The 22708-nt window shown below is 62.5% G+C and carries 20 protein-coding genes; 9 read left to right on the top strand and 11 right to left on the bottom strand.

Translation table 11 applies throughout. The features are described from left to right. Nucleotides 1-9 precede the first annotated feature (9 nt). From purB to NUH87_RS27850, 5 genes are all read right to left on the bottom strand, one after another. Complete coding sequence (gene purB / locus NUH87_RS27830; protein ID WP_040069310.1) at nucleotides 10-1380, bottom strand: adenylosuccinate lyase; 1371 nt, start codon at nucleotides 1378-1380, stop codon at nucleotides 10-12. 112 nt (nucleotides 1381-1492) lie between these two features. Then, nucleotides 1493-2116 carry a high frequency lysogenization protein HflD gene (gene hflD / locus NUH87_RS27835; protein ID WP_338523512.1) on the bottom strand — a complete coding sequence of 208 codons (624 nt, stop codon included), beginning with the start codon at nucleotides 2114-2116 and terminating at the stop codon, nucleotides 1493-1495. Then, a complete protein-coding gene (gene mnmA / locus NUH87_RS27840; RefSeq protein ID WP_338523513.1) occupies nucleotides 2113-3246 on the bottom strand; it encodes a tRNA 2-thiouridine(34) synthase MnmA in 1134 nt (377 codons plus the stop codon). The genes hflD and mnmA overlap by 4 nt, the downstream gene beginning before the upstream one ends. A gap of 60 nt (nucleotides 3247-3306) precedes the next feature. Next, nucleotides 3307-3753: an NUDIX hydrolase gene (locus NUH87_RS27845; RefSeq protein ID WP_338523514.1), complete on the bottom strand. Its 447-nt coding sequence runs from the start codon at nucleotides 3751-3753 to the stop codon at nucleotides 3307-3309. Nucleotides 3754-3822: 69 nt separating this feature from the next. Beyond that, nucleotides 3823-6048 (bottom strand): NADP-dependent isocitrate dehydrogenase, encoded by a 2226-nt coding sequence (locus tag NUH87_RS27850; RefSeq protein ID WP_338523515.1) that lies wholly within the window; start codon nucleotides 6046-6048, stop codon nucleotides 3823-3825. A gap of 506 nt (nucleotides 6049-6554) precedes the next feature. On the opposite strand from NUH87_RS27850, the gene icd reads away from it, so the two are divergent. Further along, complete coding sequence (gene icd / locus NUH87_RS27855; RefSeq protein WP_040069303.1) at nucleotides 6555-7811, top strand: NADP-dependent isocitrate dehydrogenase; 1257 nt, start codon at nucleotides 6555-6557, stop codon at nucleotides 7809-7811. 76 nt (nucleotides 7812-7887) lie between these two features. Here icd and cspD read toward each other — a convergent pair whose 3' ends face one another. Then, the gene (gene cspD / locus NUH87_RS27860; protein WP_338523516.1) at nucleotides 7888-8163 is read right to left on the bottom strand and encodes a cold shock domain-containing protein CspD; all 276 of its coding nucleotides are present in this window, start codon (nucleotides 8161-8163) and stop codon (nucleotides 7888-7890) included. Between the two features lie 227 nt (nucleotides 8164-8390). On the opposite strand from cspD, the gene clpS reads away from it, so the two are divergent. Next, entirely contained in the window at nucleotides 8391-8753 is a 363-nt protein-coding gene (clpS, locus tag NUH87_RS27865; protein ID WP_040069302.1) for an ATP-dependent Clp protease adapter ClpS, read from the top strand. 28 nt (nucleotides 8754-8781) lie between these two features. Beyond that, nucleotides 8782-11052, top strand: a complete 2271-nt coding sequence (gene clpA / locus NUH87_RS27870; RefSeq protein WP_040069300.1) for an ATP-dependent Clp protease ATP-binding subunit ClpA — start codon at nucleotides 8782-8784, stop codon at nucleotides 11050-11052. A 56-nt stretch (nucleotides 11053-11108) separates the two neighbouring features. Here the strand turns inward: clpA and infA are convergent, their stop codons facing one another. From infA to trxB, 4 genes are all read right to left on the bottom strand, one after another. After that, nucleotides 11109-11327 (bottom strand): translation initiation factor IF-1, encoded by a 219-nt coding sequence (gene infA, locus NUH87_RS27875; protein WP_002553999.1) that lies wholly within the window; start codon nucleotides 11325-11327, stop codon nucleotides 11109-11111. A 137-nt stretch (nucleotides 11328-11464) separates the two neighbouring features. Further along, complete coding sequence (locus NUH87_RS27880; protein ID WP_338523519.1) at nucleotides 11465-12172, bottom strand: arginyltransferase; 708 nt, start codon at nucleotides 12170-12172, stop codon at nucleotides 11465-11467. 103 nt (nucleotides 12173-12275) lie between these two features. Next, nucleotides 12276-12956, bottom strand: coding sequence for a leucyl/phenylalanyl-tRNA--protein transferase (gene aat, locus NUH87_RS27885; protein WP_338523520.1), 681 nt, complete (start codon nucleotides 12954-12956; stop codon nucleotides 12276-12278). Next, a complete protein-coding gene (trxB, locus tag NUH87_RS27890) occupies nucleotides 12956-13906 on the bottom strand; it encodes a thioredoxin-disulfide reductase (RefSeq protein ID WP_338523521.1) in 951 nt (316 codons plus the stop codon). The genes aat and trxB overlap by 1 nt, the downstream gene beginning before the upstream one ends. A gap of 157 nt (nucleotides 13907-14063) precedes the next feature. Here trxB and ftsK point away from each other — a divergent pair, with 157 nt between their 5' ends. From ftsK to cysG, 6 genes are read left to right on the top strand one after another with little or no spacing between them, the layout of a single operon-like run. After that, nucleotides 14064-16475, top strand: coding sequence for a DNA translocase FtsK (gene ftsK, locus NUH87_RS27895; protein ID WP_338523522.1), 2412 nt, complete (start codon nucleotides 14064-14066; stop codon nucleotides 16473-16475). Between the two features lie 57 nt (nucleotides 16476-16532). Next, nucleotides 16533-17156, top strand: a complete 624-nt coding sequence (gene lolA, locus NUH87_RS27900; protein WP_338523523.1) for an outer membrane lipoprotein chaperone LolA — start codon at nucleotides 16533-16535, stop codon at nucleotides 17154-17156. A 19-nt stretch (nucleotides 17157-17175) separates the two neighbouring features. Next, the gene (locus NUH87_RS27905) at nucleotides 17176-18501 is read left to right on the top strand and encodes a replication-associated recombination protein A (RefSeq protein ID WP_040069281.1); all 1326 of its coding nucleotides are present in this window, start codon (nucleotides 17176-17178) and stop codon (nucleotides 18499-18501) included. Continuing rightward, the gene (gene crcB / locus NUH87_RS27910; RefSeq protein ID WP_338523524.1) at nucleotides 18498-18872 is read left to right on the top strand and encodes a fluoride efflux transporter CrcB; all 375 of its coding nucleotides are present in this window, start codon (nucleotides 18498-18500) and stop codon (nucleotides 18870-18872) included. The genes NUH87_RS27905 and crcB overlap by 4 nt, the downstream gene beginning before the upstream one ends. Nucleotides 18873-18887: 15 nt before the next feature. Beyond that, the gene (gene serS, locus NUH87_RS27915; protein WP_338523525.1) at nucleotides 18888-20168 is read left to right on the top strand and encodes a serine--tRNA ligase; all 1281 of its coding nucleotides are present in this window, start codon (nucleotides 18888-18890) and stop codon (nucleotides 20166-20168) included. Then, nucleotides 20169-21560 (top strand): siroheme synthase CysG, encoded by a 1392-nt coding sequence (cysG, locus tag NUH87_RS27920; protein WP_338523526.1) that lies wholly within the window; start codon nucleotides 20169-20171, stop codon nucleotides 21558-21560. 96 nt (nucleotides 21561-21656) lie between these two features. Here cysG and NUH87_RS27925 read toward each other — a convergent pair whose 3' ends face one another. Next, nucleotides 21657-22655 carry a glutathione S-transferase family protein gene (locus NUH87_RS27925; protein ID WP_338523527.1) on the bottom strand — a complete coding sequence of 333 codons (999 nt, stop codon included), beginning with the start codon at nucleotides 22653-22655 and terminating at the stop codon, nucleotides 21657-21659. Nucleotides 22656-22708: the final 53 nt, after the last annotated feature.

The following is a 22708-nucleotide window of genomic DNA, read 5'->3' on the forward strand; positions in this document are numbered from 1 at the left end:
ACGGCGCGATCAGATACGCTGGGCCTGGGCCACGGCGTTGCCGATGTAGTTGGCCGGGGTGAGCTTTTTCAGCTCGGCCTTGGCCTGCGCAGGCATGTCGAGACCGTCGATGAAAGTCTGCAGGGCTTCCGGGCTGATGCCCTTGCCGCGGGTCAGTTCCTTCAGTTTTTCGTACGGGTTTTCGATGTTGTAGCGACGCATGACGGTCTGGATCGGCTCGGCCAGGACTTCCCAGCAGGCGTCCAGGTCGGCGGCGATTTTCTGCTCGTTGAGCTCCAGCTTGCCGATGCCCTTGAGGCTGGCTTCGTAAGCAATGACGCTGTGGGCGAAGCCGACACCGAGGTTGCGCAGCACGGTGGAGTCGGTCAGGTCGCGCTGCCAGCGGGAGATCGGCAGCTTGCTGGCCAGGTGCTGGAACAGTGCGTTGGCGATACCCAGGTTGCCTTCGGAGTTCTCGAAGTCGATCGGGTTGACCTTGTGCGGCATGGTCGAGGAACCGATTTCGCCGGCAATGGTGCGCTGCTTGAAGTAGCCCAGGGAGATGTAGCCCCAGATATCGCGGTCGAAGTCGATCAGGATGGTGTTGAAGCGCGCGATCGCGTCGAACAGCTCGGCGATGTAGTCGTGCGGTTCGATCTGGGTGGTGTAGGGGTTGAAGCCCAGGCCCAGTTCGTCTTCGATGAAGGCGCGGGCGTTGGCTTCCCAGTCGATCTGCGGGTAGGCCGACAGGTGGGCGTTGTAGTTGCCCACGGCGCCGTTGATCTTGCCCAGCAGCGGCACGGCGGCGACCTGGGCGATCTGGCGCTCCAGGCGGTAGACGACGTTCGCCAGTTCCTTGCCCAGGGTGGTCGGCGAGGCCGGCTGGCCGTGGGTGCGCGACAGCATTGGCACGGCGGCGAAGCGCTGGGCCAGTTCGCGGATGGCTTCGGCGATCTGGCGCATCAGCGGCAGCAGCACGTCGTCACGGCCTTCGCGCAGCATCAGGGCGTGGGACAGGTTGTTGATGTCCTCGCTGGTGCAGGCGAAGTGGATGAATTCGCTGACGTTGGCCAGTTCAGGCAGCTTGGCGGCCTGTTCCTTGAGCAGGTACTCGATCGCCTTGACGTCGTGGTTGGTGGTGCGCTCGATTTCCTTGACACGCTCGGCGTGTTCCAGGGAGAAATTTTCGGCGAGGGTGTTCAGTACCGCGTTGGCTTCGGCGGAAAACGCCGGAACTTCGCCGATTTCGGCGTGGGCGGCCAGGCGCTGGAGCCAGCGCACTTCCACCAGGACGCGAGCACGGATCAGACCGTATTCGCTGAAAATAGGGCGCAGGGCCTGGGTTTTGCCGGCGTAGCGGCCGTCAACAGGGGAAACCGCAGTGAGCGAAGAGAGCTGCATGGGGTGTTCTCGGACAGTCGGGCAACGAAATGGGGCGCGTATCATACACGAAAATAACCACCGGTCTGTTGCCAACCGACCGGTGTGTTGCGCTTTTCGCCGATCACAGCGCCTAGGCGCTGCGCATCAACGGGTAGAGTTCCTTGAGCAGCTTGCGCCGGCTGACCACCAGTTGCCAGCGATGGCCGCCCAGTTGTCGCCACAGGCGCGCCGAGCGGATGCCGGCCAGCAGCAGGGCGCGGATCTTCGAGGCATTGCTCGGTTGTTGCAGGTTGCGCATGTCGCCGTGCACCTGGATGCGCTGGCGCAGGGTGCTCAGGGTGTCCTGGTACAGGGCGCCGCAGGCCGCCACCACGTTTTCATGGGTGGGGCCGAAATGCTCGACCTGCGACTGGATCTGCGGCAGGCGCTTGCCGATGATGTCCAGCAGGTCGTCACGCTTGGCCAGTTGGCGCTCCAGGCCCAGCATCGACAGGGCGTAGCGCAGCGGTTCGCGTTGCAGGGTGCTGGGATCGCGCTCCAGGGCGCCGATCAGGGCACGGTAGCCGTCGCGCAACTGGAGGTCGTCGCCCCCATAGACTTCCAGGGTGTCCTTGGGATCGCGCACCAGCAGGCTGCCGAGCATGCAGATCAGGCCGGATTCGCTGGACTGGCCGGTCTTGGCGATCCTGTCCACCAGTACCGCCGCGAGAAACACACCGCCCAGCGCCGTCAATTGCTCCTGGGTCGGGCTCATGGGCGCGGGTCCTTGAAGGTCCAGGGCTCGGCGACTTCGATCACGCCGCCGCCCAGGCAGACCTCACCGTCGTAGAACACCACGGACTGGCCCGGCGTCACGGCGCGCTGCGGTTCGTCGAACACGGCGCGATAGCCGTGTTCGGTTTTTTCCAGGGTGCAGGACTGGTCGCCCTGGCGATAGCGGACCTTGGCCGTCAGCTTGCGCGGCACGCTCAGGTCCACCGGGTTGACCCAGTAGATCTCGGAGGCGAGCAGGGCGCGGGAAAACAGCCACGGGTGGTCGTTGCCCTGGCCGACGATCAGTTCGTTGTGTTCCAGGTCCTTGTGCAGCACGTACCACGGCTCGTCACTGGCGTCCTTCAGGCCGCCGATGCCCAGGCCCTGGCGCTGGCCGATGGTGTGGTACATCAGGCCATGGTGGCGACCGATGACTTCGCCGTCGGTGGTCTTGATCTCGCCCGGCTGGGCCGGCAGGTATTGCTTGAGGAAGTCGCTGAAGCGCCGTTCACCGATAAAGCAGATCCCGGTGGAGTCCTTCTTCTTCGCCGTGGCCAACTGGTGTTTCTCGGCGATGGCGCGTACTTCGGGCTTTTCCAGCTCGCCGACGGGGAACAGGGTCTTGGCGATCTGCTCGCCGCCGACGGCGTGGAGGAAGTAGCTCTGGTCCTTGTTCGGGTCCAGGCCCTTGAGCAGTTCGGTGCGGCCGTCGATGTCGCGGCGGCGCACGTAGTGGCCGGTGGCGATCAGGTCGGCACCGAGCATCATGGCGTAGTCGAGGAACGCCTTGAACTTGATTTCGCGGTTGCAGAGGATGTCCGGGTTCGGCGTGCGTCCGGCCTTGTATTCGGCCAGGAAATGTTCGAACACGTTGTCCCAGTACTCGGCGGCGAAGTTGGCGGTGTGCAGCTTGATGCCGATCCTGTCGCACACGGCCTGGGCGTCCGCCAGGTCGTCCATGGCGGTGCAGTACTCGGTTCCGTCGTCTTCTTCCCAGTTCTTCATGAACAGGCCTTCCACCTGGTAACGCTGCTCCATCAGCAGGACGGCGGAAACGGAAGAGTCCACGCCGCCGGACATGCCGACGATGACGCGCAGGTTTTCTGGGGCGGTGGCAGCTGGATCACGCATAGGGATTCAATGAGTGTCTTTGAAAAAGGACGCGATTCTAACAGGCCCGGGCCCGCAAGGCTAAAGAGAAGGGCGGATCAGCTCGAGACTGTGCAGGGGGCCTGCCAGATAATCGTCCAGGCAGCGGATGAGCAGTTCGCTGCGCCATTGTGGGCGTAACGCCAGCAATTCGTCGCGGGTCAGCCAGCGTGGGCCGATTATACCGTCATCCAGTTGATAGTTGGGGTGATGTTTGACTGGCTTGCCGGCGAAGCACACGCGCTGGTAGGTCACGCCGTTGCTGGGGGCGGTATAGAGATAGATGCCGATGACGCCGGTCAGTTCGACGTCCCAGCCGGTTTCTTCGAGGGTTTCGCGGATAGCCGCTTCGCTCAGGCTTTCATTCGGGTCCAGATGACCGGCGGGTTGGTTGAAGACCGTCTGTCCGTCCTGCAGCTCTTCGACCAGCAGGAAGCGACCGTTGTCTTCGACGACGGTGGCGACGGTGATGTGGGGTTGCCATTCCATAGGGAGATTCTCCGGTTGTGGAAACACAAACCCCGGCACTGGGCCGGGGCTTGTGGTACTGCGAAGAGCTTACACCAGCGCAGCAATCGCCGCGTTGAGGGTGGCGCTCGGACGCATGGCCTTGCTGATCAGATCGGCGCTCGCGTGGTAGTAGCCACCGATGTCCACTGGCTTGCCCTGGACGGCGTTGAGCTCGGCAACGATGGTCGCCTCGTTCTCGGTCAGGGTCTTGGCCAGCTGGGTGAACTGGCCTTGCAGCGCGGTATCTTCGCTCTGCGCGGCCAGGGCTTGGGCCCAGTACAGCGCCAGGTAGAAGTGGCTGCCGCGGTTGTCGATGTTGCCGACCTTACGCGATGGCGACTTGTTGTTGTCGAGGAACAGGCCGGTAGCCTGGTCCAGGGTCTTCGACAGCACCAGGGCTTTCGGGTTGTTGTAGGTCACGCCCAGGTGTTCCAGGGAAGCGGCCAGGGCGAGGAATTCACCCAGGGAGTCCCAGCGCAGGAAGTTTTCTTCCACCAGTTGCTGGACGTGCTTCGGTGCCGAGCCGCCAGCGCCGGTTTCGAACAGGCCGCCGCCATTCATCAGCGGAACGATCGACAGCATCTTGGCGCTGGTGCCCAGTTCCATGATCGGGAACAGGTCGGTCAGGTAGTCACGCAGCACGTTGCCGGTGACCGAGATGGTGTCCTTGCCTTCGCGGGTGCGGGCCAGGGTGAACTTCATCGCGTCGACCGGCGACATGATCTGGATGTCCAGGCCGCTGGTGTCGTGGTCCTTGAGGTAGGTCTGGACCTTCTCGATCACCACGCCGTCATGGGCGCGCATCGGGTCCAGCCAGAAGATCGCCGGGGTGCTGCTGGCGCGAGCACGGTTGACGGCCAGCTTGACCCAATCCTGGATCGGCGCGTCCTTGGTCTGGCACATGCGGAAGATGTCGCCCGCTTCCACGTTTTGTTCCAGCAGGGTGCGACCGGTGTTGTCGGAAACCCGAACCACGCCGTTGCTCTTGATCTGGAAGGTCTTGTCGTGGGAGCCGTACTCTTCGGCTTTCTTCGCCATCAGGCCGACGTTCGGCACGCTGCCCATGGTGGTGGGGTCGAAGGCGCCGTGTTGCTTGCAGTCTTCGATCACCGCCTGGTAGATGGTGGCGTAGCAGCGATCCGGGATCACCGCCTTGGTGTCGTGCAGCTGGCCGTCGGTGCCCCACATTTTGCCGGAGTCACGGATCATGGCCGGCATCGAGGCGTCGACGATCACGTCGCTCGGCACGTGCAGGTTGGTGATGCCCTTGTCGGAGTTGACCATGGCCAGCGCCGGACGAGCGGCGTAGACCGCCTGGATGTCCGCTTCGATCTGCGCCTGCTGATCGGCCGGCAGGGTCTTGATGCGGGCGTACAGGTCGCCGATGCCGTTGTTCAGGTTGAAGCCGATCTGCTCCAGCACGGCGGCGTGCTTGGCCAGGGCGTCCTTGTAGAACTCGGCGACGATCTGGCCGAACATGATCGGGTCGGAGACCTTCATCATGGTGGCCTTCAGGTGAACCGACAGCAGTACGCCTTGTTGCTTGGCGTCTTCGATTTCAGCGGCGATGAAGCTGCGCAGGGCGTTCTTGCTCAGCACGGCGCAGTCGAGGATCTCACCGGCTTGGACGCTGGTCTTTTCCTTCAGGACGCTGGAAGTACCGTCCTGGGCGATCAGCTCGATCTTGACGCTGCCGGCAGCCTCGATCAGGGCGGCTTTTTCGCTGCCGTAGAAGTCGCCGCTGCTCATGTGGGCCACGTGGGACTTGGAGTCGGCAGCCCAGGCGCCCATCTTGTGCGGGTGCTTGCGTGCGTAGTTCTTGACCGACAGCGGCGCGCGGCGGTCGGAGTTGCCTTCGCGCAGGACCGGGTTCACGGCGCTGCCCTTGACCTTGTCGTAACGCGCGCGGGCGTCTTTCTCGGCGTCGTTGGTGACGGTTTCCGGGTAGTCCGGAATGTTGAAGCCCTGGGCTTGCAGTTCCTTGATCGCGGCCTGCAGCTGTGGCACCGAGGCGCTGATGTTCGGCAGCTTGATGATGTTGGCTTCGGGGGTGATGGCCAGCTCGCCCAGTTCGGCGAGGTGATCCGGCACGGCCTTGGCGCCCAATTGTTCGGGGAAGCTTGCGAGAATGCGTCCGGCCAGGGAGATATCGCGGGTTTCCACGGCGATATCGGCCGAAGCGGTAAAGGCCTCTACGATAGGCAGCAGCGAATAGGTGGCGAGGGCAGGGGCTTCGTCGGTGAAGGTGTAGATGATCTTCGAACGGTTGGGCATATCGGGTTAACTCTCTTCTTTGCTAAAGCAGGCGCAGAAACTCGAGATGCGCCGGGTAAGCGCGTTCGTTCAAAAGTCATCCATGAGCCGAATGTCGAGGTTTCTTCGCGCGCGGTGATGTTGGGTGCATCAGTCGAGCGTCAAGCGGTCGGACTGCGGTAGCAATCCGGCTTTGGGCGGAAAGTCTCGGCTACATTTTCCGGTAGCAGAGCGGTCGGCCGGCGTGACCCCACGGTCAGCGGCGCGATTATACATAGGTTGCTGGCAAAACGCCGATGCTTCATAAGCGACTACACTCGTCCATTGGTCTAACTGTCGCAGGGGGAGCTGTGGCAAGGCGTCGCAAGAAGTGCTCTATTTTGGCATTTTTACCTTTGATTTCAAGCTTGTAGGCTGCGAATTCAAGGTTTTTCGCGGCAGACGGGTCGGGTGTGAGGTTCCCGCGCGCAAGCAAACGGGGTACGCTCGAACGCAGCCAGATGTTCAATCCATAGATGGAGTTCAACATGGGATACAAGAAGATTCAGGTTCCGGCAGTCGGCGACAAAATCACCGTCAACGCAGACCATTCTCTCAATGTTCCTGACAACCCGATCATCCCCTTCATCGAAGGCGATGGTATTGGCGTCGATATCAGCCCGGTGATGATCAAGGTCGTCGACGCGGCGGTGCACAAGGCCTACGGTGGCAAGCGCAAGATCTCCTGGATGGAAGTCTACGCCGGCGAGAAAGCCACCCAGGTCTATGACCAGGACACCTGGCTGCCCCAGGAAACCCTGGACGCGGTCAAGGACTATGTTGTCTCCATCAAGGGCCCGCTGACCACGCCGGTGGGCGGCGGTATCCGTTCGCTGAACGTGGCCTTGCGCCAGCAGCTCGACCTGTACGTCTGCCTGCGTCCGGTACGCTGGTTCGAAGGCGTGCCCAGCCCGGTCAAGAAGCCTGGCGATGTCGACATGACCATCTTCCGCGAGAACTCCGAGGACATCTACGCCGGTATCGAATGGAAGGCCGGTTCGCCGGAAGCGAACAAGGTCATCAAGTTCCTGAAGGAAGAAATGGGCGTGACCAAGATCCGTTTCGACCAGGACTGCGGGATCGGCGTCAAGCCGGTGTCGAAAGAGGGCACCAAGCGCCTGGCGCGCAAGGCCCTGCAATATGTCGTCGACAACGATCGCAAGTCGCTGACCATCGTGCACAAGGGCAACATCATGAAGTTCACCGAAGGTGCCTTCAAGGAGTGGGCCTATGAAGTGGCGGCCGAGGAGTTCGGTGCGACGCTGCTCGATGGCGGTCCGTGGATGCAGTTCAAGAACCCGAAGACCGGGCGCAATGTCGTGGTCAAGGACGCCATCGCCGACGCCATGCTCCAGCAGATCCTGCTGCGTCCGGCCGAGTATGACGTGATCGCGACCCTGAACCTGAACGGCGACTACCTGTCCGACGCCCTGGCCGCCGAAGTGGGCGGTATCGGTATCGCGCCGGGTGCCAACCTGTCCGACACCGTGGCCATGTTCGAGGCGACCCACGGTACGGCGCCCAAGTACGCGGGCAAGGACCAGGTCAACCCCGGTTCGCTGATCCTGTCGGCGGAAATGATGCTGCGGCACCTGGGCTGGACCGAAGCGGCCGACCTGATCATCAAGGGCACCAATGGCGCCATTGGTGCGAAAACCGTGACCTATGACTTCGAGCGCCTGATGGACGGAGCGACGCTGGTGTCGTCTTCCGGCTTTGGCGATGCGCTGATCAAACACATGTGATTCGACTGGCGGCTCAATGAAAACGCCCGATCCAGGTGACTGGATCGGGCGTTTTCCTTTCTGGGAGCTTCTGCTTTCAGGCTCTGGCCGTTGCGGCGGGGGCTTGGGCCCCGGCGTTCTGCGGCTTGGTGGCGGGGGTTGTGGCGGTCACGAGTTGCCGGATGTTGACCGCGTGCAGCCCCTTGGGGCCCTGGATGATCTCAAAGCTTACTGCCTGGCCAGCCTTAAGGGTTTTATAGCCATCCATCTGGATGGCGGAGTAGTGGGCGAACAGGTCTTCATTCTTGCCTTCTTCAATGATGAAGCCGTAGCCCTTGGCATTGTTGAACCACTTGACTTTACCACTCAGCATGCTCATATCCCTCTGCAAACGACCCCATCACTGGAGTATCATCCAGTTCATCCTTCACTGCGTGAACCAGAAAAACGGTTGACGGTATGGACCTTTATTACCCAATCTGGGCTCTATTGGTTGTAACACCGTTTTGCCGATAGTCAAGGCGGCCTGGCGGACAGTGTTGAAATCTGTCCGAAACGCCCCCATCACTGTAATTGCACAACTGACGAACCTTTCTTTCCATGCATGCAATCAGCCAGATTCGACTAACATTCAATCAGGATCGCCCGGATTCCCACGACGACGATTCCGCGGGTATTGCTGTACAGGAATCCAAGCCCGCGTTGCAGGCGCCACCGATGTACAAGGTGGTTTTGTTCAACGATGACTACACACCGATGGATTTCGTCGTCGAAGTGCTCGAGGTGTTTTTTAACCTGAATCGCGAGCTGGCGACCAAGGTCATGCTGGCCGTCCACACGGAAGGACGGGCAGTATGTGGAGTGTTTACCCGCGACATCGCCGAGACCAAGGCCATGCAGGTCAACCAGTACGCCAGGGAAAGCCAGCATCCGCTACTCTGTGAAATCGAGAAGGACGGTTAATGCCGACCACTTGGGTATGAGGTGAACTATGTTAAACCGCGAACTCGAAGTCACCCTCAATCTTGCCTTCAAGGAGGCTCGTTCGAAGCGTCATGAATTCATGACCGTCGAGCACCTGCTGCTGGCCCTTTTGGATAATGAGGCGGCCGCTACCGTCCTGCGTGCCTGTGGCGCCAACCTCGACAAACTCAAGCACGACCTGCAGGAGTTCATCGACTCCACCACGCCGCTGATCCCCGTCCACGACGAAGATCGCGAAACCCAGCCAACCCTGGGCTTCCAGCGGGTCCTGCAACGTGCTGTCTTCCATGTGCAGAGTTCCGGTAAGCGTGAAGTGACGGGCGCCAATGTGCTGGTCGCGATCTTCAGTGAACAGGAAAGCCAGGCGGTGTTCCTGCTCAAGCAACAAAGCGTTGCACGTATCGACGTCGTCAACTACATCGCCCATGGCATCTCCAAGGTGCCCGGGCACGGCGATCACTCCGAAGGCGAGCAAGACATGCAGGACGAAGAGGGCGGTGAGTCTTCATCTTCAGGCAATCCACTGGACGCTTACGCCAGCAATCTGAACGAACTGGCGCGCCAGGGTCGTATCGATCCGTTGGTCGGGCGTGAGCTGGAAGTCGAGCGCGTGGCGCAGATCCTCGCGCGTCGGCGCAAGAACAACCCGCTGCTGGTGGGTGAGGCGGGCGTGGGCAAGACGGCCATCGCCGAGGGCCTGGCCAAGCGCATCGTCGACAACCAGGTGCCGGACCTGCTGGCCAATAGCGTGGTCTATTCCCTCGACCTGGGCGCGTTGCTGGCCGGTACCAAATACCGCGGCGATTTCGAGAAGCGCTTCAAGGCGTTGCTCGGCGAGCTGAAAAAACGTCCGCAGGCGATCCTGTTCATCGACGAAATCCACACCATCATCGGTGCGGGTGCCGCGTCCGGCGGCGTCATGGATGCCTCGAACCTGCTCAAGCCGTTGCTGTCCTCGGGTGATATCCGTTGCATCGGTTCGACCACCTTCCAGGAATTCCGCGGCATCTTCGAGAAGGACCGGGCCCTGGCGCGGCGCTTCCAGAAGGTCGACGTGTCCGAGCCTTCGGTGGAAGACACCATCGGCATCCTGCGGGGGCTCAAGGGGCGTTTCGAGCTGCATCACAACATCGAGTACAGCGACGAGGCCTTGCGTGCCGCCGCCGAACTGGCGTCGCGTTATATCAATGATCGGCACATGCCGGACAAGGCCATCGACGTCATCGACGAGGCGGGTGCCTATCAGCGCCTGCAACCGATCGATAAGCGGGTAAAACGCATCGAAGTGGCGCAGGTCGAGGATATCGTGGCGAAAATCGCCAGGATTCCGCCAAAACACGTCACCAGCTCCGACAAGGAACTGCTGCGTAACCTGGAGCGCGACCTGAAGCTGACCGTGTTCGGCCAGGATGCGGCCATCGACTCGCTGTCGACTGCCATCAAGCTGTCCCGTGCCGGCTTGAAGTCGCCGGACAAACCGGTCGGTTCGTTCCTGTTCGCCGGCCCTACCGGTGTCGGCAAGACCGAGGCGGCGCGGCAGTTGGCCAAGGCGATGGGCATCGAGCTGGTGCGTTTCGACATGTCCGAGTACATGGAGCGCCACACCGTTTCGCGTTTGATCGGTGCGCCTCCGGGCTATGTCGGTTTCGACCAGGGCGGCCTGTTGACCGAGGCCATCACCAAGCAGCCGCATTGCGTCCTGCTGCTCGATGAAATCGAGAAGGCTCACCCTGAAGTCTTCAACCTGCTGTTGCAGGTGATGGACCACGGGACCCTGACCGACAACAACGGGCGCAAGGCGGATTTCCGCAACGTGATCATCATCATGACCACCAACGCCGGTGCCGAGACCGCGGCGCGTGCCTCCATCGGTTTCACGCACCAGGATCACTCTTCCGATGCGATGGAAGTGGTCAAGAAGAGCTTCACGCCGGAGTTCCGCAACCGTCTGGACACCATTATCCAGTTTGGTCGCCTCAGTCATGAGGTCATCAAGAGCGTGGTGGACAAGTTCCTTACCGAGCTCCAGGCGCAGTTGGAAGACAAGCGTGTGCAGCTGGAAGTCACCGATGCGGCGCGCAGCTGGCTGGCGGAAGGTGGTTACGATGCCGCGATGGGCGCACGCCCAATGGCGCGTCTGATCCAGGACAAGATCAAGCGGCCGTTGGCCGAGGAGATCCTGTTCGGCGAGTTGTCCGACCATGGCGGTGTGGTGCACATCGACATCAAGGATGGCGAGTTGACCTTCGAGTTCGAAACCACGGCCGAAATGGCCTGATTCGAGGCTGCAAACAAAAACGCCCGGCTATGCCGGGCGTTTTTGTATCGACTTGCTTAGCGAGCGCGGTAAGTGATGCGCCCTTTGCTCAAGTCGTAGGGCGTCAGCTCGACGCGCACTTTGTCACCGGTGAGAATACGAATGTAGTTCTTGCGCATCTTTCCGGAGATATGCGCGGTTACGACGTGCCCATTTTCCAATTCCACGCGAAACATGGTGTTTGGCAGGGTGTCGACGACAGTGCCTTCCATTTCGAAGCTGTCTTCTTTCGACATGCAGTAAAGCCCTCGGTGTCCAGTGAATGGCCCGGTGCAACTGCGCCAGGCAAAAGCGGCGTGCATTGTGCCCGAAAAAGGGGTGTCACGCCAAGGGGTTAGTACCGGCCTCGTCAATACGGCCCGATTCCGCTGACCTAGCTGAGGGTGACCCAGCGTTGATTGATCAGTAGCTCGATCGGCCGGTACTGGGTCTTGTAGTTCATCTTCTTGCAGTTCTTGATCCAGTAGCCGAGGTAGACGGCTTCCAGGCCCAGTCGGTGCGCTTCGCCGATCTGCCAGAGGATGGCATAGCGTCCCAGGCTGCGACGCTCCTCCTGGGGTTCGTAGAAGGTGTAGACCGCCGACAGGCCATTGGGTAGCAGGTCGGTGACCGCCACGGCCACCAGGCGCCCCTCCAGGCGGAACTCATAGAAGCGGGAGAACGGCAGGTCGCGGACCAGAAAAGTTGAGAACTGGTCGCGACTGGGCGGGAACATGTCGCCATCGGCGTGGCGCTGCTCGATATAGCGCTGGTACAGGTCGAAGTATTCCTCGCTGAACCCCGGCTTGACGGGCTTGACCTTGAGGTCGGCGTTGCGCTTGAGGATACGTTTCTGCTGGCGATCGGGCAGGAACTGCGCCACGGGGATGCGCGCCGGCACGCAGGCGTTGCAGTTCTGGCAGTGTGGCCGGTACAGGTGGTCGCCGCTACGACGAAAGCCCATTTCCGACAGGTCTGCATAGACATGCACATCCATGGGCTGGCTAGGGTCGAGGAACAGCGTGGTGGCCTGCTCTTCGGGCAGATAACTGCAAGAGTGGGGTTGAGTGGCATAAAACTTCAAACGCGCCAGCTCGGTCATGATCGACCCTCGGAATAAGCTTTTCAATTGCATTGAATCAAGTGTAAGCCAGCCTGGGAAAAGACGCCTACGCACTGTGTGAAGGTTACCTGATCGCGGTAGGTCAGGGCATCCAGGTGGCGCTGTTGGGCTGGTCCAGGTGCTCGCTCAGATAGCGGGCAAAGGTCTCGCGGGGAATGGCCCGGGCCCCGAGGCTGTGCAGGTGGTCGGTGGGCATCTGGCAGTCGATCAGGACGAAGCCTGCTGCCTCGAGGTGCCGGACCAGGGTGGCGAAGCCGAATTTCGAGGCGTTGTCGGCGCGGCTGAACATGGATTCGCCGAAAAATAGCTGGCCCATGGCCAGGCCGTAGAGACCACCCACCAGTTGCCCGTTGTCCCAGACCTCCACCGAGTGGGCGAAACCGCGTTCGTGCAGTTGCAGATAGGCGTTCTGCATGGCCCCGGTGATCCAGGTGCCGTCGGCATAGGCGCGAGGGGCGGCGCAGGCGCGGATCACGGCGGCGAAGTCGTGGTCGAAGGTGACCTGGTAGCGTTGCTGGCGCAACAGCTTGTTCAGGCTGCGGGACACGTGCAGCTCGTCGGGAAACAGCACGGTGCGCGGGTCCGGCGACCACCAGAGGATCGGCTGGCCTTCGGAGAACCAGGGGAAACAGCCATGGCGGTAGGCCTGGATCAACCGATCGGCGGACAGGTCGCCACCGGCGGCCAGCAGGCCATTGGGTTCGCGCATGGCCTTGGCCAGGGGCGGGAAGTTCAGGGAATCGCGTTGTAGCCAGGTCAGCATCAGTTATCGTCCAGGAATTTCTCGGCGTCCAGTGCCGCCATGCAGCCGGCGCCGGCGGAGGTCACGGCCTGGCGATAGACATGGTCGGCCACGTCGCCGGCGGCGAACACCCCGGGAATTTCCGTCGCCGTGGCATTGCCCTCGCTGCCGCCCCGTATCCGCAGGTAGCCGTTGTGCATCGTCAGCTGGCCCTGGAACAGGTCGGTGTTGGGTTTATGGCCGATCGCGATGAACACGCCGGTCAGCGTCAGCTCGCGGGTTGCGCCGGTCTCGCTGTGACGCAGGCGGGCGCCGGTGACGCCGCTGGCGTCGCCCAGCACTTCATCGAGGTTTTCGTTCCAGTGCAGGCGGATATTGCCGTTGGCGGCTCGCTCGAAGAGCTTGTCCTGGAGAATCTTCTCCGCCCGCAGCTTGTCCCGGCGATGCACCAGGTGCACCTCCTTGGCGATATTGGCCAGGTACAGCGCTTCCTCGACCGCGGTATTGCCGCCGCCGACCACCGCCACCACCTGGTTGCGGTAGAAGAACCCGTCACAGGTGGCGCAGGCCGAGACACCCTTGCCGGCAAAGGCGTCCTCGGAGGGCAGGCCCAGGTACTGCGCCGAGGCGCCGGTGGCGATGATCAGGGCGTCGCAGCTATAGACACCGCTGTCGCCCGCGAGGACAAACGGGCGCTGCTGCAACTTGGCCGTGTGGATGTGGTCATAGATGACCTCGGTGTCGAAACGCTCGGCGTGTTTCTGCATGCGTTCCATCAGCACCGGGCCGGTCAGGCCTTCGACATCGCCGGGCCAGTTGTCGACTTCAGTGGTGGTGGTCAATTGACCGCCGGCTTGCATGCCCGTAATGACCAAAGGCTTGAGGTTGGCGCGGGCGGCATAAACCGCCGCGCTGTAACCGGCGGGGCCGGAACCCAGGATGATCAGGCGCGAATGCTTGGTTGCGTTCATGAAACACCTCATAAGCCTTTGTCACGAAAGAGAATGCGTGCTCAAATTGAACCGCGTGAAAAGTGCTGTCGGTTATGCTACACCCATGCGGTGACAGCGTGGCATCGGGCGGACAAATCCGTACAATGCCGGTTATGTAATGAAGCAGTGAATCATTTTGAAGAAATCCACCGCCACACCCTCTAAAACGGTTGTTCCGCTCTGGCGCCAGCAACTGCATTATCGCCTCAAGGAAGGTGCGCTGATCGCTATCGGCGCGTTGTGCCTGTTCCTGATGATGGCCTTGCTGACCTATGGCAAGGACGATCCGGGCTGGAGCCACAACAGCAAGATCGATGATGTGCAGAATTTCGGCGGTCCCGCCGGCTCCTACAGCGCCGACATCCTGTTCATGGTGCTGGGGTATTTCGCCTATGTGTTTCCCTTGCTGCTGGCGATCAAGACCTACCAGATCTTCCGCCAGCGCCACGAGCCCTGGCAGTGGAGCGGCTGGCTGTTTTCCTGGCGTCTGATCGGCCTGGTGTTCCTGGTGCTGTCCGGGGCCGCGCTGGCCCATATCCATTTCCATTCGCCCATCGGCTTGCCGGCGGGCGCCGGCGGTGCCCTGGGCGAGAGCCTTGGCAACCTGGCGAAGAACGCCCTGAACATCCAGGGCAGCACGTTGCTGTTCATCGCCTTGTTCCTGTTCGGCCTGACGGTGTTCACCGACCTGTCCTGGTTCAAGGTCATGGACGTGACCGGCAAGATCACCCTGGACCTGTTCGAACTGTTCCAGGGCGCGCTGAACCGCTGGTGGTCGGCCCGGGTCGAGCGCAAGCAACTGGTGGCGCAACTGCGTGAGGTCGACGACCGGGTCCACGAGGTGGTGGCCCCGGTGGTGCCGGACAAGCGCGAGCAGGCCAAGGTCAAGGAACGCCTGATCGAACGCGAGCAGGCCCTGAGCAAGCACATGTCCGAGCGCGAGAAGCAGGTGCCGCCGGTGATCGCCCCGGCACCGGTGAAGCCGCCGCAGCCGAGCAAGCGCGTGGAGAAGGAGAAACAGGCGCCGTTGTTCATCGACAGCGCGGTGGAAGGCACCTTGCCGCCGATCTCGATCCTCGATCCCGCGGAAAAGAAGCAGCTCAACTACTCGCCGGAATCCCTGGCGGCCGTCGGCCACCTGCTGGAAATCAAGCTCAAGGAGTTCGGCGTCGAGGTCTCGGTGGATTCCATTCACCCGGGTCCCGTGATCACCCGCTACGAGATTCAACCGGCGGCGGGGGTCAAGGTCAGCCGGATCGCCAACCTGGCCAAGGACCTGGCGCGTTCGCTGGCCGTGACCAGCGTGCGGGTGGTGGAAGTCATCCCCGGCAAGACCACCGTGGGGATCGAGATCCCCAACGAGGACCGCCAGATCGTGCGCTTCTCCGAGGTGCTTTCGACCCCGGAGTACGATGACGCCAAGTCCCCGGTCACCCTGGCCCTGGGCCACGATATCGGCGGCAAGCCGGTCATCACGGACCTCGCGAAGATGCCGCACCTGCTGGTGGCCGGTACCACCGGTTCCGGTAAGTCGGTGGGGGTGAACGCGATGATCCTGTCGATCCTGTTCAAGTCCGGCCCGGAAGACGCCAAGCTGATCATGATCGACCCGAAAATGCTCGAATTGTCGATCTACGAAGGCATTCCGCACCTGCTCTGCCCGGTGGTCACCGACATGAAGGACGCCGCCAACGCCCTGCGCTGGAGCGTGGCCGAGATGGAGCGGCGCTACAAGCTGATGGCCAAGATGGGCGTGCGTAACCTGTCGGGCTTCAACCACAAGGTCAAGGAAGCCCAGGACGCCGGCACGCCGCTGGCCGACCCGCTGTACAACCGCGAAAGCATCCACGACGAAGCGCCGCTGCTGACCAAGCTGCCGACCATTGTCGTGGTGGTCGACGAATTCGCCGACATGATGATGATCGTCGGCAAGAAGGTCGAGGAACTGATCGCCCGTATCGCCCAGAAGGCCCGGGCCGCCGGTATCCACCTGATCCTCGCGACCCAGCGGCCGTCGGTGGACGTGATCACCGGCCTGATCAAGGCCAACATCCCGACCCGCATGGCGTTCCAGGTGTCGAGCAAGATCGACTCGCGGACCATCATCGACCAGGGTGGCGCCGAGCAATTGCTCGGTCACGGTGACATGCTCTACATGCCGCCGGGCACCAGCCTGCCGATCCGTGTCCACGGCGCCTTCGTTTCCGACGATGAGGTCCACCGCGTGGTGGAGGCCTGGAAGCTGCGCGGCGCGCCGGAATACAACGACGATATCCTCAACGGTGTCGAAGAGGCCGGGAGTGGTTTTGAAGGTGGCGGCAGCGGCGGCGGTGACGACGATGCCGAGACCGATGCGCTGTATGACGAAGCTGTGCAGTTTGTGCTGGAAAGCCGTCGGGCCTCGATTTCCGCGGTTCAACGCAAGCTGAAGATCGGCTACAACCGGGCCGCCCGCATGATCGAAGCCATGGAAATGGCCGGGGTCGTGACCGCCATGAACACCAACGGTTCGCGTGAAGTCATCGCCCCCGGGCCGTCGCGCGACTGATCCGTGCCGCGTGGTTTCACGCGGCACGTCCTTTCAACGAGTTCAATGAGGATTCCCATGCGTTTTATCCGCATGCTGTTGCTGCCGGTTCTGGCCCTGACCACGCTGTCGGCCCACGCCGATCAGAAGGACGTGGCACGTTTGACCCAGTTGCTCGAAAAATCCCAGACCCTCACCGCGCGTTTCTCGCAGTTGACCCTGGACGGCAGCGGTACCCAGTTGCAGGAAACCGCCGGCGAGATGTCCCTCAAGCGCCCGGGCCTGTTCTTCTGGCACACCGATGCACCGCAGGAGCAGACCATGATCTCCGACGGCCAGAAGGTCACCCTCTGGGACCCGGACCTGCAACAGGTGACCATCAAGAAGCTCGACCTGCGCCTGACCCAGACCCCGGCCCTGTTGCTGTCCGGCGATGTCTCCAAGATCAGCGAGAGCTTCGACATCAGCGCCAAGGAAGCCGGCGGGGTGGTCGACTTCATCCTCAAGCCGAAAACCAAGGACACCCTGTTCGACAGCCTGCGCCTGTCGTTCCGCAACGGCCTGATCAATGACATGCAACTGGTCGACAGCGTCGGCCAGCGCACCAACCTGCTGTTCACCGGGGTCAAGGCCAATGAACCCATCGATGCCGCCAAGTTCAAGTTCGACATCCCCAAGGGTGCGGACGTGATCCAGGAATAAGAGGTTTCAGACGCCCCCCATGGACCTGTTCAGCCGTGCCCCGATCGCCCAGCCCCTGGCCGCCCGTCTGCGGGCGACCAACCTGGATGAGTACGTCGGCCAGGAGCACCTGCTGGCTCGCGGCAAGCCGCTGCGCGAAGCCCTGGAGCAGGGCGCGCTGCATTCGATGATCTTCTGGGGGCCGCCGGGCGTGGGCAAGACCACCCTGGCGCGGCTGCTGGCGGAGGTCTCGGAGGCCCACTTCGAGACCGTCTCGGCGGTGCTGGCCGGGGTCAAGGAGATCCGTCAGGCGGTGGAAGTCGCCAAGCAGCAGGCCGGGCAGTACGGCCGGCGCACCATCCTGTTCGTCGACGAAGTGCATCGCTTCAACAAGTCCCAGCAGGACGCCTTCCTGCCCTATGTGGAAGACGGCACGCTGATCTTTATCGGCGCCACCACTGAAAACCCCTCGTTCGAACTGAACAACGCCTTGCTCTCCCGGGCGCGGGTCTATGTGCTCAAGAGCCTCGACGAAGCGGCGCTGCACAAGCTGGTGCAGCGCGCCTTGAGCGAAGAGCGCGGCCTGGGCAAGCGCCAGTTGAGCCTGGGCGATGAAGGTTTCAAGATGCTGCTGGCGGCGGCGGACGGCGATGGACGGCGATTGCTCAACCTGCTGGAAAACGCCTCGGACCTGGCCGAAGACGGCGGTGAGATCGGCGTCGAGCTGCTGCAAAGCCTGCTGGGCGACACCCGCCGACGTTTCGACAAGGGCGGCGAGGCGTTCTACGACCAGATTTCTGCCTTGCACAAGTCGGTGCGCGGCTCCAATCCCGATGCGGCCCTATACTGGTTCGCGCGCATGCTCGACGGCGGCTGCGACCCGCTCTACCTGGCGCGCCGGGTGGTGCGCATGGCCAGCGAGGACATCGGCAACGCCGACCCGCGGGCCCTGAGCCTGTGCCTGGCGGCCTGGGATGTGCAGGAGCGTCTGGGCAGCCCCGAAGGCGAGCTGGCGGTGGCCCAGGCCATCACCTACCTGGCTTGCGCGCCGAAGAGCAACGCCGTCTACATGGGCTTCAAGGCCGCCATGCGCAGCGCCGCCGAGCATGGCTCGCTGGAAGTCCCGCTGCACCTGCGCAACGCGCCGACCAAGCTGATGAAACAGCTGGGCTACGGCGACGAATACCGCTATGCCCATGACGAGCCCGACGCCTATGCGGCGGGCGAGGACTATTTCCCCGAAGAACTGGCGCCGCAGCCGTTCTACCAGCCGGTGCCGCGCGGGCTGGAATTGAAGATCGGCGAAAAGCTCAACCACCTTGCCACTCTCGACCGCAACAGCCCGAGACAACGGAGAAAGTCTTGATCCGCACCATCCTTGCCGTGTCTGCCGCCGGTATTGTCGGCACCTTGGCGCGCTTCGCCACGGGCAACCTGATCAACGCCAACTGGCCGCGGCACTTCTATACTGCGACATTGGCCGTTAATATCGTCGGCTGCCTGGTGATTGGCGTGCTCTACGGCCTGTTTTTGGTGCGTCCCGAGGTGCCGATCGAGATCCGCGCCGGCTTGATCGTGGGATTCGTCGGCGGCTTGACCACGTTTTCATCCTTTTCACTGGATACGGTGCGCCTGCTGGAAAGCGGGCAGGTGCTCATTGCCCTGGGCTATGCGGCCCTCAGCGTATTCGGCGGGCTGCTCGCAACCTGGGCTGGCCTGTCCTTGACCAAACTCTGATAACGAGAAACCGACATGCTCGATTCCAAACTGTTACGTAGCAACCTTCAGGACGTAGCGGATCGTCTGGCCTCCCGTGGCTTCAGCCTCGATGTCGATCGCATCGACGCGCTGGAAAACCAGCGCAAGGTGGTGCAGACCCGCACTGAACAATTGCAGGCCGAGCGCAATGCGGTTTCCAAGAGTATCGGTCAGGCCAAGCAGCGCGGCGAAGACATCGCCCCATTGATGGCCAGTGTCGAAACCATGGGTTCCGAGCTGAGCGAAGGCAAGGTCGCGCTGGACCAGATCCAGTCCGAGCTGGACCAGATCCTGCTGGGCATTCCGAACCTGCCGCATGAATCCGTGCCGGTCGGTAGCGATGAAGACGGCAACGTTGAAGTGCGCCGCTGGGGCACGCCGACCGCCTTCGACTTCCCGGTCCAGGACCACGTCGCCCTGGGCGAGAAGTTCGGCTGGCTGGATTTCGAAACCGCCGCCAAGCTGTCCGGCGCGCGTTTCTCCCTGCTGCGTGGCCCGATTGCCCGCCTGCATCGCGCCCTGGCGCAGTTCATGATCAACCTGCACACCGCCGAGCACGGCTACGAAGAGGCCTACACGCCTTATCTGGTCCAGGCGCCGGCCCTGCAAGGCACCGGCCAGTTGCCGAAGTTCGAGGAAGACCTGTTCAAGATCGGCCGCGAAGGCGAAGCCGACCTGTACCTGATCCCGACCGCCGAAGTGTCGCTGACCAACATCGTTTCCGGCGAAATCATCGATCCGAAGCAACTGCCGTTGAAGTTCGTCGCCCACACCCCGTGCTTCCGCAGTGAAGCCGGTGCGTCGGGTCGTGACACCCGCGGCATGATCCGCCAGCACCAGTTCGACAAGGTCGAGATGGTCCAGATCGTCGAGCCGTCGACGTCCATGCAAGCCCTGGAAGACCTGACCGCCAACGCCGAGAAGGTCCTGCAACTGCTGGAACTGCCTTACCGCGTCCTGGCGTTGTGCACCGGCGACATGGGCTTCAGCGCCGTGAAGACCTATGACCTGGAAGTCTGGGTGCCGAGCCAGGACAAATACCGTGAAATTTCGTCGTGCTCCAACTGCGGCGACTTCCAGGCCCGCCGCATGCAGGCGCGCTTCCGTAACCCGGAAACCGGCAAGCCCGAGCTGGTTCACACCCTGAACGGTTCCGGCCTGGCCGTGGGCCGTACCCTGGTGGCGGTGCTGGAAAACTACCAGCAGGCCGACGGTTCGATCCGTGTACCGGCAGTGCTCAAGCCGTACATGGGCGGCCTCGAGGTCATCGGCTAAATGGAATTTCTGCCGCTGTTCCACAACCTGCGTGGCCGGCGTGTGCTGGTGGTCGGTGGGGGGGAGATTGCCTTGCGCAAATCCCGCCTGCTGGCCGATGCCGGCGCCGTGCTGCGGGTTGTCGCGCCCGAGATCGAGGGCCAGCTGCGCGAGCTGGTCGGCGCCGGCGGCGAATGCCTGTTGCGCGGTTACCTGGAGTCCGATCTCGACGGCTGCGGGCTGATCATTGCCGCCACCGACGACGAAACGCTCAACGCCCGGGTGTCGGCGGATGCCCATCGGCGCTGCGTGCCGGTCAACGTGGTGGATGCGCCGGCCTTGTGCAGCGTGATCTTCCCGGCCATTGTCGATCGCTCGCCATTGATCATCGCGGTGTCCAGCGGCGGCGATGCGCCGGTGCTGGCGCGGCTGATCCGGGCCAAGCTGGAAACCTGGATTCCTTCGACCTACGGCCAGTTGGCCGGTCTGGCGGCGCGCTTCCGGACCCAGGTCAAGGGCCTGTTTCCGGGTGTGCAACAGCGCCGGGCGTTCTGGGAGGAGGTGTTCCAGGGGCCGATCGCCGATCGGCAACTGGCCGGGCAGGGCGCTGAAGCCGAGCGCCTGCTGCTGGAAAAGATCAACGGCATGGCGCCGAATGCGCCGGGCGAGGTGTATCTGGTGGGGGCGGGGCCGGGCGATCCGGACCTGTTGACCTTCCGTGCCCTGCGCTTGATGCAGCAGGCGGACGTGGTGCTGTATGACCGCCTGGTGGCGCCGGCGATCCTGGAACTGTGCCGCCGTGATGCGGACCGGATCTATGTCGGCAAGCGTCGCGCCGATCACGCTGTCCCCCAGGACCAGATCAACCAGCAATTGGTCGACCTGGCGAAGCAGGGCAAGCGGGTGCTGCGTTTGAAGGGGGGCGATCCGTTCATCTTCGGCCGTGGCGGCGAAGAGATCGAGGAACTGGCGGCCCAGGGCATTCCGTTCCAGGTGGTGCCGGGAATCACGGCGGCCAGCGGTTGCTCGGCCTATGCCGGGATCCCGTTGACCCATCGCGATTATGCGCAGTCGGTGCGTTTCATCACCGGTCACTTGAAGGATGGCTCCACGGACCTGCCCTGGGCGGATCTGGTGGCGCCGGCGCAGACCCTGGTGTTCTACATGGGGTTGGTCGGTTTGCCGGTGATCTGCGAGCAGTTGATTGCCCATGGTCGTTCAGCGCAGACGCCGGCGGCCTTGATCCAGCAGGGCACCACGGCCAATCAGCGGGTGTTTACCGGCACCCTGGCCAACCTGCCGCAACTGGTGGCGGAGCATGAAGTGCATGCGCCGACGCTGGTGATCGTTGGGGAAGTGGTGCAGCTGCGCGAGAAGCTGGCCTGGTTCGAAGGCGCGCAATCCCAGGTTTGAGCTGCGACTGTGACTGTGGGAGCCGGCTTGCTGGCGATGGCGTCCTCAAGGGCCCTATCGCCGGCAAGCCGGCTCCCACAGGTTTGTTTGCACTCGTCAGCTCTTCCAGACCCCACGTCCCGTCAACCGCTCGCGATCATGCTCGGTCATGAAATCCTGCTCCGGCCCCTTGGGCACGATCCCCGTCGGATTGATGGTCCGGTGACTGGCGTAGTAATGCCCCTTGATATGGGCAAAGTCCACCGTCTCGGCCACCCCCGGCCATTGGTACAGTTCCCGCAGCCAGTTCGACAGATTCGGATAATCGGCAATCCGCCGCAGGTTGCACTTGAAGTGGCCGTGGTACACCGCATCGAAACGGATCAGCGTGGTGAACAGGCGTATATCCGCTTCGGTCAGGTATTCCCCCGCCAGATAACGGTTCTCCCCCAGATGCCGCTCCAGACGCTCCAGTTCGCTGAACAGATCATCAAAGGCCGCTTCATAAGCCGCCTGTGAAGTGGCGAACCCGGCCCGATAGACGCCGTTGTTCACCGCCGGGTAGATACGCTCGTTCCAGCCGTCGATCAACAGGCGCAAGGCCTCGGGGTAGAAATCCAGCCGATTGTCGGTGAGCCCATTGAACGCGCTGTTGAACATGCGGATGATTTCCGACGATTCGTTACTGACGATGCGCTGCAACTGCTTGTCCCACAGCACCGGCACGGTCACGCGGCCGGTGTAGTCGGCGGCATCGGCGGTGTAGCGCTGGTGCATGAAGGCCAGGTTATCCAGCGCATCGCCGCTGGAGCCGTAGTCCCGGTCGAAGGTCCAGCCGTTTTCCAGCATCAGCCAGCTGACCACGGACACGTCGATCAGGCCTTCCAGGCCCTTGAGCTTGCGCAGGATCAGGGTGCGATGGGCCCAGGGGCAGGCCAGGGACACATAGAGGTGGTAGCGACCGGCTTCGGCCTTGAAGCCGCCCTCGCCGCTGGGGCCGGGCCTGCCATCGGCCGTCAGCCAGTTGCGGCGTTGCGCCTGTTCGCGCTGGAAGGCGCCGTCTTTACTGCTTGCGTACCATTGGTCGTGCCAACGACCGTCGATCAAAAGGCCCATCGGAAACTCCTCGGCAAGTGTGCTTTGGAGTCCAGTCTAAAGACCTTTGTTCG

Origin of the sequence: Pseudomonas batumici, assembly GCF_036585405.1 — a bacterium.
GTDB lineage: Bacteria > Pseudomonadota > Gammaproteobacteria > Pseudomonadales > Pseudomonadaceae > Aquipseudomonas > Aquipseudomonas batumici.

What these genes read in the sequence shown, in the direction of transcription:
- NUH87_RS27845 (WP_338523514.1), bottom strand. Translation starts at nt 3,753, where the DNA reads ATGGAATGGCAACCCCACATCACCGTCGCCACCGTCGTCGAAGACAAC.
- aat (WP_338523520.1), bottom strand. Translation starts at nt 12,956, where the DNA reads ATGCTGACCTGGCTACAACGCGATTCCCTGAACTTCCCGCCCCTGGCC.
- cspD (WP_338523516.1), bottom strand. Translation starts at nt 8,163, where the DNA reads ATGCTGAGTGGTAAAGTCAAGTGGTTCAACAATGCCAAGGGCTACGGC.
- infA (WP_002553999.1), bottom strand. Translation starts at nt 11,327, where the DNA reads ATGTCGAAAGAAGACAGCTTCGAAATGGAAGGCACTGTCGTCGACACC.
- NUH87_RS27880 (WP_338523519.1), bottom strand. Translation starts at nt 12,172, where the DNA reads ATGACCGAGCTGGCGCGTTTGAAGTTTTATGCCACTCAACCCCACTCT.
- NUH87_RS27905 (WP_040069281.1), top strand. Translation starts at nt 17,176, where the DNA reads ATGGACCTGTTCAGCCGTGCCCCGATCGCCCAGCCCCTGGCCGCCCGT.
- serS (WP_338523525.1), top strand. Translation starts at nt 18,888, where the DNA reads ATGCTCGATTCCAAACTGTTACGTAGCAACCTTCAGGACGTAGCGGAT.
- hflD (WP_338523512.1), bottom strand. Translation starts at nt 2,116, where the DNA reads ATGAGCCCGACCCAGGAGCAATTGACGGCGCTGGGCGGTGTGTTTCTC.
- trxB (WP_338523521.1), bottom strand. Translation starts at nt 13,906, where the DNA reads ATGAACGCAACCAAGCATTCGCGCCTGATCATCCTGGGTTCCGGCCCC.
- lolA (WP_338523523.1), top strand. Translation starts at nt 16,533, where the DNA reads ATGCGTTTTATCCGCATGCTGTTGCTGCCGGTTCTGGCCCTGACCACG.
- clpA (WP_040069300.1), top strand. Translation starts at nt 8,782, where the DNA reads ATGTTAAACCGCGAACTCGAAGTCACCCTCAATCTTGCCTTCAAGGAG.
- mnmA (WP_338523513.1), bottom strand. Translation starts at nt 3,246, where the DNA reads ATGCGTGATCCAGCTGCCACCGCCCCAGAAAACCTGCGCGTCATCGTC.
- purB (WP_040069310.1), bottom strand. Translation starts at nt 1,380, where the DNA reads ATGCAGCTCTCTTCGCTCACTGCGGTTTCCCCTGTTGACGGCCGCTAC.
- clpS (WP_040069302.1), top strand. Translation starts at nt 8,391, where the DNA reads ATGCATGCAATCAGCCAGATTCGACTAACATTCAATCAGGATCGCCCG.
- cysG (WP_338523526.1), top strand. Translation starts at nt 20,169, where the DNA reads ATGGAATTTCTGCCGCTGTTCCACAACCTGCGTGGCCGGCGTGTGCTG.
- icd (WP_040069303.1), top strand. Translation starts at nt 6,555, where the DNA reads ATGGGATACAAGAAGATTCAGGTTCCGGCAGTCGGCGACAAAATCACC.
- NUH87_RS27850 (WP_338523515.1), bottom strand. Translation starts at nt 6,048, where the DNA reads ATGCCCAACCGTTCGAAGATCATCTACACCTTCACCGACGAAGCCCCT.
- NUH87_RS27925 (WP_338523527.1), bottom strand. Translation starts at nt 22,655, where the DNA reads ATGGGCCTTTTGATCGACGGTCGTTGGCACGACCAATGGTACGCAAGC.